Source organism: Idiomarina sp. Sol25 (assembly GCF_033052775.1).
In the GTDB taxonomy this organism is placed as follows: domain Bacteria; phylum Pseudomonadota; class Gammaproteobacteria; order Enterobacterales; family Alteromonadaceae; genus Idiomarina.
Genome location: NZ_JAUPEW010000127.1, coordinates 1 through 269, shown reverse-complemented (window position 1 = coordinate 269; position 269 = coordinate 1). Strand labels below are relative to the sequence as shown.

Here is a 269-nt window from a genome sequence, read left to right as displayed (position 1 = left end):
GCAAGATCGATCTTGTTGATCAGCATCAGGGACGAGGCTGCGAACATGTCGGGGTACTTCAGCGGCTTGTCCTCGCCCTCGGTGGTCGAGAACACCACGATCTTGCAGGCTTCGCCGAGATCGAACGCTGCCGGGCAGACCAGATTGCCAACATTCTCGATGAAGAGCAGGCCGCCGTTCAACCCCGGCAGCCGGTCATAGGCCTCGCCGACCATCGCGGCATCGAGGTGACAGCCCTTGCCGGTGTTGACCTGGATCGCCGACACGCC

1 protein-coding gene is annotated in these 269 nt (G+C 62.1%); it reads right to left on the bottom strand.

The features are described 5' to 3' along the window. On the bottom strand, nt 1–269 hold a 269-nt coding region (gene hypB / locus Q5L94_RS13735), incomplete at both ends, for a hydrogenase nickel incorporation protein HypB (protein WP_317498914.1).